Origin of the sequence: Mesorhizobium sp. M1A.F.Ca.IN.020.06.1.1, from assembly GCF_004023265.1 — a bacterium.
Taxonomy (GTDB): domain Bacteria; phylum Pseudomonadota; class Alphaproteobacteria; order Rhizobiales; family Rhizobiaceae; genus Mesorhizobium.
Map to the genome: position 1 here is coordinate 1 of NZ_RZSR01001643.1, position 639 is coordinate 639.

Consider the following 639-nt stretch of genomic DNA (forward strand, 5'->3'; position numbering starts at 1 on the left):
CATTGCCAGCGCGCGCTGGAACCGGCTGTCCAGGAATTGGTTGAGAGCGCTGCGGCGGCCGGGTGGACCAATGACGAGATCGCGGGTGCACTCCTCGAAGTCGCGCGCGCACATCAAGGGTAAGACAACCTACTGAAAGCTCACAGATAGCGGTGATCGATGTGAAGCGGCGGACTCGCTGGGAGAACTGTGGTTTGTGCGGTGAATTTCGAATCACCACACGCGAGCACGTCGTGCCGCGTTCCCTCTATCCAGTATCGAAGTCGAACAGCACATTCCAGCGGATCACGATCGCTGCATGCGCCACATGCAACAATGGCACGGCTGACGATGACGCGCATTTCCGCAATGTCGTGGTGGTTGCAGGTGAGCCGAACGATGCAGTCAAGGAATCGTGGTCCGGCCCCGTGCATCGGGGCTTCGACCAGGTGGACGGTCGTCGCCGCGCTCGCGATCTCTTCAACCTAATGCGTCCCGCTCCAGATATTGGCCCTAACCTGTATCGCATATACCCCGCCGAAGACCCGCGTGTGCTCCGGATCATTCGTAAGATCATTCGCGGGCTTTCCCGGCATCACGAGCTTACCGGCCCGGTCAGCGACGGTCAGGTGTTCGCAGACGTGTTGCGGCAACCGATAC

1 protein-coding gene is annotated in these 639 nt (G+C 60.1%); it reads left to right on the forward strand.

The features are described from left to right. Nucleotides 1-152: 152 nt before the first annotated feature. Nucleotides 153-639: hypothetical protein (locus EOA60_RS36090; RefSeq protein ID WP_164899930.1), on the forward strand; the 487-nt coding region annotated here is incomplete at its 3' end.